General features: G+C 68.8%; 5 protein-coding genes and 4 tRNA genes. All 9 read right to left on the bottom strand.

Annotated features, from left to right (window positions below):
• Positions 1–69: 69 nt before the first annotated feature.
• Positions 70–145: transfer RNA gene (locus ACLEQD_RS36460), tRNA-Thr, on the bottom strand.
• Between the two features lie 21 nt (positions 146–166).
• Positions 167–242: transfer RNA gene (locus ACLEQD_RS36455), tRNA-Gly, on the bottom strand.
• Between the two features lie 9 nt (positions 243–251).
• Positions 252–335 (bottom strand) — tRNA-Tyr (locus ACLEQD_RS36450).
• Between the two features lie 82 nt (positions 336–417).
• Positions 418–490: transfer RNA gene (locus ACLEQD_RS36445), tRNA-Thr, on the bottom strand.
• A 126-nt stretch (positions 491–616) separates the two neighbouring features.
• Complete coding sequence (gene rlmB / locus ACLEQD_RS36440) at positions 617–1,417, bottom strand: 23S rRNA (guanosine(2251)-2'-O)-methyltransferase RlmB (protein WP_410390493.1); 801 nt, start codon at positions 1,415–1,417, stop codon at positions 617–619.
• Between the two features lie 5 nt (positions 1,418–1,422).
• Positions 1,423–1,869 (bottom strand): hypothetical protein, encoded by a 447-nt coding sequence (locus ACLEQD_RS36435; protein WP_410390491.1) that lies wholly within the window; start codon positions 1,867–1,869, stop codon positions 1,423–1,425.
• Positions 1,870–1,934: 65 nt separating this feature from the next.
• The gene (locus ACLEQD_RS36430) at positions 1,935–2,909 is read right to left on the bottom strand and encodes a RimK family alpha-L-glutamate ligase (protein WP_410390489.1); all 975 of its coding nucleotides are present in this window, start codon (positions 2,907–2,909) and stop codon (positions 1,935–1,937) included.
• Between the two features lie 77 nt (positions 2,910–2,986).
• Positions 2,987–4,291, bottom strand: coding sequence for an adventurous gliding motility lipoprotein CglB (gene cglB / locus ACLEQD_RS36425; RefSeq protein WP_410390487.1), 1,305 nt, complete (start codon positions 4,289–4,291; stop codon positions 2,987–2,989).
• 217 nt (positions 4,292–4,508) lie between these two features.
• Positions 4,509–4,901, bottom strand: a complete 393-nt coding sequence (locus tag ACLEQD_RS36420) for a hypothetical protein (protein ID WP_410390485.1) — start codon at positions 4,899–4,901, stop codon at positions 4,509–4,511.
• Positions 4,902–5,189: the final 288 nt, after the last annotated feature.

Raw genomic sequence — 5,189 nt, 5'->3', positions numbered from 1 at the left:
ATCGTTCCGATGTTCACGTGGGGCAGGCTGCGATCGAACTTTTCCTTGGACATGACACTCCTCGAAAAATGGAGCCCTGAACCAGGATTGAACTGGTGACCTCATCCTTACCAAGGATGCGCTCTGCCAACTGAGCTATCAGGGCTTGGCGATGCACTACAACGGTTGGAGCGGGAAATGGGATTCGAACCCACGACATTCAGCTTGGAAGGCTGACGCTCTACCAACTGAGCTATTCCCGCATTGCCGAGTGGAGAGAGGTGGATTCGAACCACCGTAGGCATAGAGCCGGCAGATTTACAGTCTGCTCCCTTTGGCCGCTCGGGCATCTCTCCAGATATTCGCTTGTGGTGCTGCGTGCTGCTCTCTACCCCATCCTGCTGCGTCCCGGGCCCTTATCCGCGGCCCGTCCTACCTGGCCGGCGGCGGGATTTGAACCCGCGACCTACTGATTACAAATCAGTTGCTCTACCGACTGAGCTACACCGGCATCCATTCAGCAACTGCCCCGCCCTACCTCTTCCCGAGCGGACCGTCAACCCCTCGGCAGCGACTTGAGAGGCGCGACCTTTTAGAAGCCCCCACTCTCCAAGTCAAGGAGATTGATCCGGGGTCATCAGCGGGAAGGACGGCCCCGCTGACGGGCGACCTCGTATAGCAGAATCGCGGCGGAAACCGACGCATTCAATGAACCGACCTGACCGCCCATGGGAATCCGGAGGCGGAAGTCGCAGTGCTTGAGGACGCCTTCCCTCACGCCCGCCCCCTCGGCCCCCACCACCAGCGCCAGGGGCCCGTCCAGCCGGGCACTCCACAGGGGCTCGGCGCCCTCGAGGTCCGCGGCCGCGACCCACAGGCCCGCTTCCTTCAGCTGCTCCAGGGCGCGGGAGATGTTGGTGACGCGTGCGATGGGGCAGTACTCGACGGCGCCCGCGGAGGCCTTGGCCACGGTGCCCGTCACCTGCACGGCCCGGTCCTTGGCCAGGACGACGCCGTGGGCTCCGAGCGCGTGGGCCGAGCGGATGATGGCGCCCAGGTTGTGCGGATCCTGGATGCCGTCGAGCACGACGACGAGCGCGGGCTGCCCCTTGGCCTTCGCCGCGTCGAGCACGTCCTCCAGTTCGACGTACTGGAAGCCGCGCAGTTCGGCGACGACGCCCTGGTGCACGCCGCCTTCCGCCATGGAGGTCAGCCGCTCCCGGCCGACCTTCTCCACCCGGACGCCCGCGTCGCGCGCGCGGCTGAGCAGCTCGCCCGAGGCCTTGGCGCCCACCTGCCCGTCGACGATGAAGAGGCGCTCCACCGCGTCCGGGTGGGCGCGCAGGGCCTCCAGCACGGGGTTGACGCCATGGACGTAGCGCGGGGCTTCGTGGCCGCCGCGGTCGCCACCGGAAGGCTTGGGGGAGCGCTCTCGCATGGGAGTTACTGGACCTCCACGGGGAGCGAGAAGGTCTTCTTCTGACGGGCGCAGATCTTCTCCGTGCAGATGAAGAAGGTCAGCTTCGCGTCCAGCGTGCCCTTGCCGGCGGACACCGCGGTGAAGGGGACCTCGAAGCGCGGATCCACGAACTGCTGGCCGGCGGCCTTCTTCGCCACCGACTGTTCACGGGTCAGCGTCTTCTGGGCGGGCGTCAGCTGCGTGCCCGTCAGCTCCAGCTTCAGCGGGGCCTCGTCGGAGACGTGGGCGCCGGGCTTCGACTTGATGGCGAGCACGAACGTGCCCTGCCCTCCGGCCTTCACCTGCGTCGACGTCCCCTCGGTGGTGACTTCATAGAGGGTGGCGGGGTCCACGTCCTGGGCCAACACCGGCGCGCCGACGAGCGTCAGCAGCAGGGGGGCCAGGGTCGGGAGGCGGCGGGGGCTGGGCATGGGTGTCTCCAGGAAGGCGGCGTTCGTATACCGGGGCTTCGGACGCTCGGGGAGCGCTTTCTCTTCTAACTCCGCGGCACGTTCACCTTCACGGGGCCCTTGCGCTCCGGCGGCGGGAGCAGGGCCTGCGGCGTCTCCAGGGCGGCGCTCCAGACGGGGGCGGCGCCGGCGACGAGGGCCTCCGCGCGCTCGATGATGGGGGTGGCCAGGTCCATGCCCGTCGCGGCCTCCATCTCCAGGAGAGCGGGCGAGCTGTTCACCTCGAAGACCTTGGGGTGCCCCTGGACGTCCAGGATGTCCACCGCGGCCACCTCCAGGCCCACGAGCCGGGCGACCTTCTCCGCCGTGGCGCGGTGGCCGGGGGACAGCGTCAGGGCCTCCAGCCGGGCGCCCCGGTTCAGCGTGTGCGAGAGACGGCCGGGACGCGGCTTGCGCAGCACCCCGGCGATGGCCTGGCCACCCACCACGAGGACGCGCACGTCCTGACCGGTGCTCCTCACGTACTCCTGCATGACGATGTTGTGCCCCAGGCCGAGCACCGCCTCGAGCGCGGCCTCCAGCGACTGGAGGCTCTCGCAGACCATCACGCCGTGCTTCTCCTGGCCCTGGAGGAGCTTCACCAGCACGGGCACCCCACCCACGAGCCCGACCATCTCCTTGAGGTGGGCCGCGTCCCGGGCCATCACCGTGGCGGGGACGTCGATGCCGTGGGCGGACAGGAGCTGGAGCGCGCGCATCTTGTTGCGCGACTGCGCGATGGCCTGGGCGTGGTTCACCAGGGGCACGCGCGCCAGGCCGAACTGGTTCACCACCGCGAGCCCGTAGGTGCTGATGGACAGGGCGATGCGCGGGATGACGACGTCGGTGGGCGTGAGCTTCTTGCGGTCGTAGAGCAGGGTCGCCTGGCTGCCCCCGTCCAGATGCATCTGCACCCGGAGCGGGTTGAGCACGCGGACCCGGTGCCCCCTCGCGCGTCCTGCCTCGACGATCCGCCGCGTGGACGAGATGGAAGCGGAACGCGAGAGGACGGTGATTTTCATGGCGGAGGCGACCGGCGGCGAGGACCCTATAATCCCCGCCTCCGCCCGCGTAAAGCCGCCTCCGCCTGCCTGCCGGCTTAGAGCTTGCGGATGGCGCGCACTTCGACGCTGATGGGGTCCTCCGGACGCGACGACTCCAGCTTCGCGCAGGCGCTGCCGGTGAACGTCACGCCGGCCTCGCTCAGCGACCAGGTGTCGGGGCCCGCGAGCGTGCGCTCGCCGTCGATGTAGACGACGATGAGCTGGTCGTTGGAGGGCAGCTGGCTCGGATCGAGCTTGATGAAGCAGGGGTCACCGATCGCGAGTTCCTCGCTGATCGCCTTCAGCGCGGACGCCAGCTCCTCCCGGTTGGCCGCCTGGTAGAAGGCGCGGTTGCAGAAGCCGGTGTTCAGGTTGCAGGTGTCGCCCGTGCCGCAGTCCAGGTCCACCTTGCAATCCCGCGCGAAGCCGCCCGTGAGCGCCATCTCGTTGAGCACCGCGGGACCGTCACCCGAGGACGTCTCCGCGCCGAAGCCGATGACGATGGTCTTGATGCCGTTGCTCTTCAGCGCCGCCACTTCCTGCACGGAGGCGTTCTTGTCGAGGCAGCCCCGCTTGTAATACGGGCTCTGCACCACCGTGCACTGCGACGCCGACGCGAGCGTGCAGCGGCACTCCGGCATGCTGCCGTTGTACTCGTTGAACTCGTTGCAGTTGGGCAGACCGTCGGTGAGCAGGATGACGATCTGATCGCGGTCCTGGGAGTTGGGCGTCAGGAGCGTGCCCGCGAACTTCAGGCTTCCGCTCGTCGGCGTACCGCCCTTGGGCCGGTTCGCGCCCGCGTTGGGGATGGCCTGCAGCTTCGCATTGACCTGGAGCGCGTAGTTCTGCAGGTCCTCGTCCGAGTCCAGGTCGACCGGGATGACCGCGCGGACGCTCTCACCCGTGGTGGCGGCCGCGCACAGCTGCGCCGCGGTCGGCGTCGTCGAGGTGGTGGGCGCCGGGTAGGTCGTCAGGCCGAAGCGGACCAGCTTGCCGCTCTCCGAGAGGAAGGGGCCCATGGCGCCCTGGAGCTCCGACCAGCGCGTGGGGCACTTCGACGTGTCGCAGGGGAAATCCTCGGCACAGGTGAAGGTCCGGCCCTGATCGTCCGTGAGGTCGCACACGCGCTGGCCGTTGACGACCAGGTCCTTGTTGACCGGCTCCGTCATCGAGCCGGAGATGTCCACCAGCAGCATGACGTCCGGCTTGCTCTTGCGAGCGGTGATCACCGACTCCACGGTCGTCTGGGCGATCGCGAGCGGATCCACCGGCTCGAAGTCATAGGTCTGACAGCCGGCCATCACGGCAACACCGAGGATGCCGGCCAGCAGTGCGCTCAGGGGGGTCGACTTGGCGCGCATAGGCTTTGAGGATTTCCTTCCAGGGGGGGAACAACGAACTGCGAATGCCGCAGCGTAACGCGTGGATGCCCACCGAGGCTACAGCGACTCGCGGCAGGCAGGTTCCATTCAGGTAGTGCTGCCAAGTTGCAACGTCAGGCGATCCCCGAGGGCAGGTGCGTTTCCCCTGTCGGACATCCGCCTCCTCCTGGAGGGTGGGAACCGGCCCGGAGCCCGCTCACAGCGTGAGGACGCGCGCGCCTTCGGTCAGCCGCCAGATGGAGGCCAGGCCCATGACGTCGTCCAGCGTGCCGTGCAGTTCCTGGGGCGAGAGGCCACAGATGCGGACCGTGGTGTCGCAGGCCACGAGCTTCGCGCCCAGGGCGCGGGCCTCCTCCAACATGCGGGCCGGGGTGGGGACGTTGAGCCCTTCGGCCCGGGCCGCCTCGGTGCGCTCGCGCTCGCTGTGCGCCAGGCCGAAGCCGCCCCGGACCAGCTGGCGCAGGGCCTCGAAGGCGAAGACGAAGTAGACGTCGTCGCCCATCGCGGCGGCGGTGATGCCCATGGAGGCCGCCTGGAAGGCGGGCTCGTACGTGGCGTGTTGGAGGAAGAAGAAGACGCGTCCGGCCATGGTGGGCCGACCTTAGCGTTATCGAGTCCGGGCCGGCAGCCGTCGTATAACAGGGCTCCCCTTCCCCACCGGGAGCTCCGCATGCCGAGCCAGCCGTCCCGCCCCCGCGGTGTTCGTCCCTCGCCGGTCCCGTCTCGTCACGCCGCGCCACGGTGGATGGCCCTGGCCGGTCTCGCCGTGCTCGCGGGCGCGGGCCCCGTGTCCGAAGCGGCTCCGGTCCACGCGACCGCCGCGGTGGTCCGCGCTTCCTCGCCCACGTCTCCGAGCGCCGTCGCGCCCGGGCCGCTG

It is taken from the genome of Corallococcus sp. 4LFB, from assembly GCF_046520365.1.
Taxonomy (GTDB): Bacteria; Myxococcota; Myxococcia; order Myxococcales; family Myxococcaceae; genus Corallococcus; species Corallococcus caeni.
The sequence above is the reverse complement of the archived record's forward strand: the minus strand, read 5'-3'. Positions and strand labels throughout refer to the sequence as shown.

What these genes read in the sequence shown, in the direction of transcription:
- rlmB (WP_410390493.1), bottom strand. Translation starts at nt 1,417, where the DNA reads ATGCGAGAGCGCTCCCCCAAGCCTTCCGGTGGCGACCGCGGCGGCCAC.
- ACLEQD_RS36435 (WP_410390491.1), bottom strand. Translation starts at nt 1,869, where the DNA reads ATGCCCAGCCCCCGCCGCCTCCCGACCCTGGCCCCCCTGCTGCTGACG.
- ACLEQD_RS36430 (WP_410390489.1), bottom strand. Translation starts at nt 2,909, where the DNA reads ATGAAAATCACCGTCCTCTCGCGTTCCGCTTCCATCTCGTCCACGCGG.
- cglB (WP_410390487.1), bottom strand. Translation starts at nt 4,291, where the DNA reads ATGCGCGCCAAGTCGACCCCCCTGAGCGCACTGCTGGCCGGCATCCTC.
- ACLEQD_RS36420 (WP_410390485.1), bottom strand. Translation starts at nt 4,901, where the DNA reads ATGGCCGGACGCGTCTTCTTCTTCCTCCAACACGCCACGTACGAGCCC.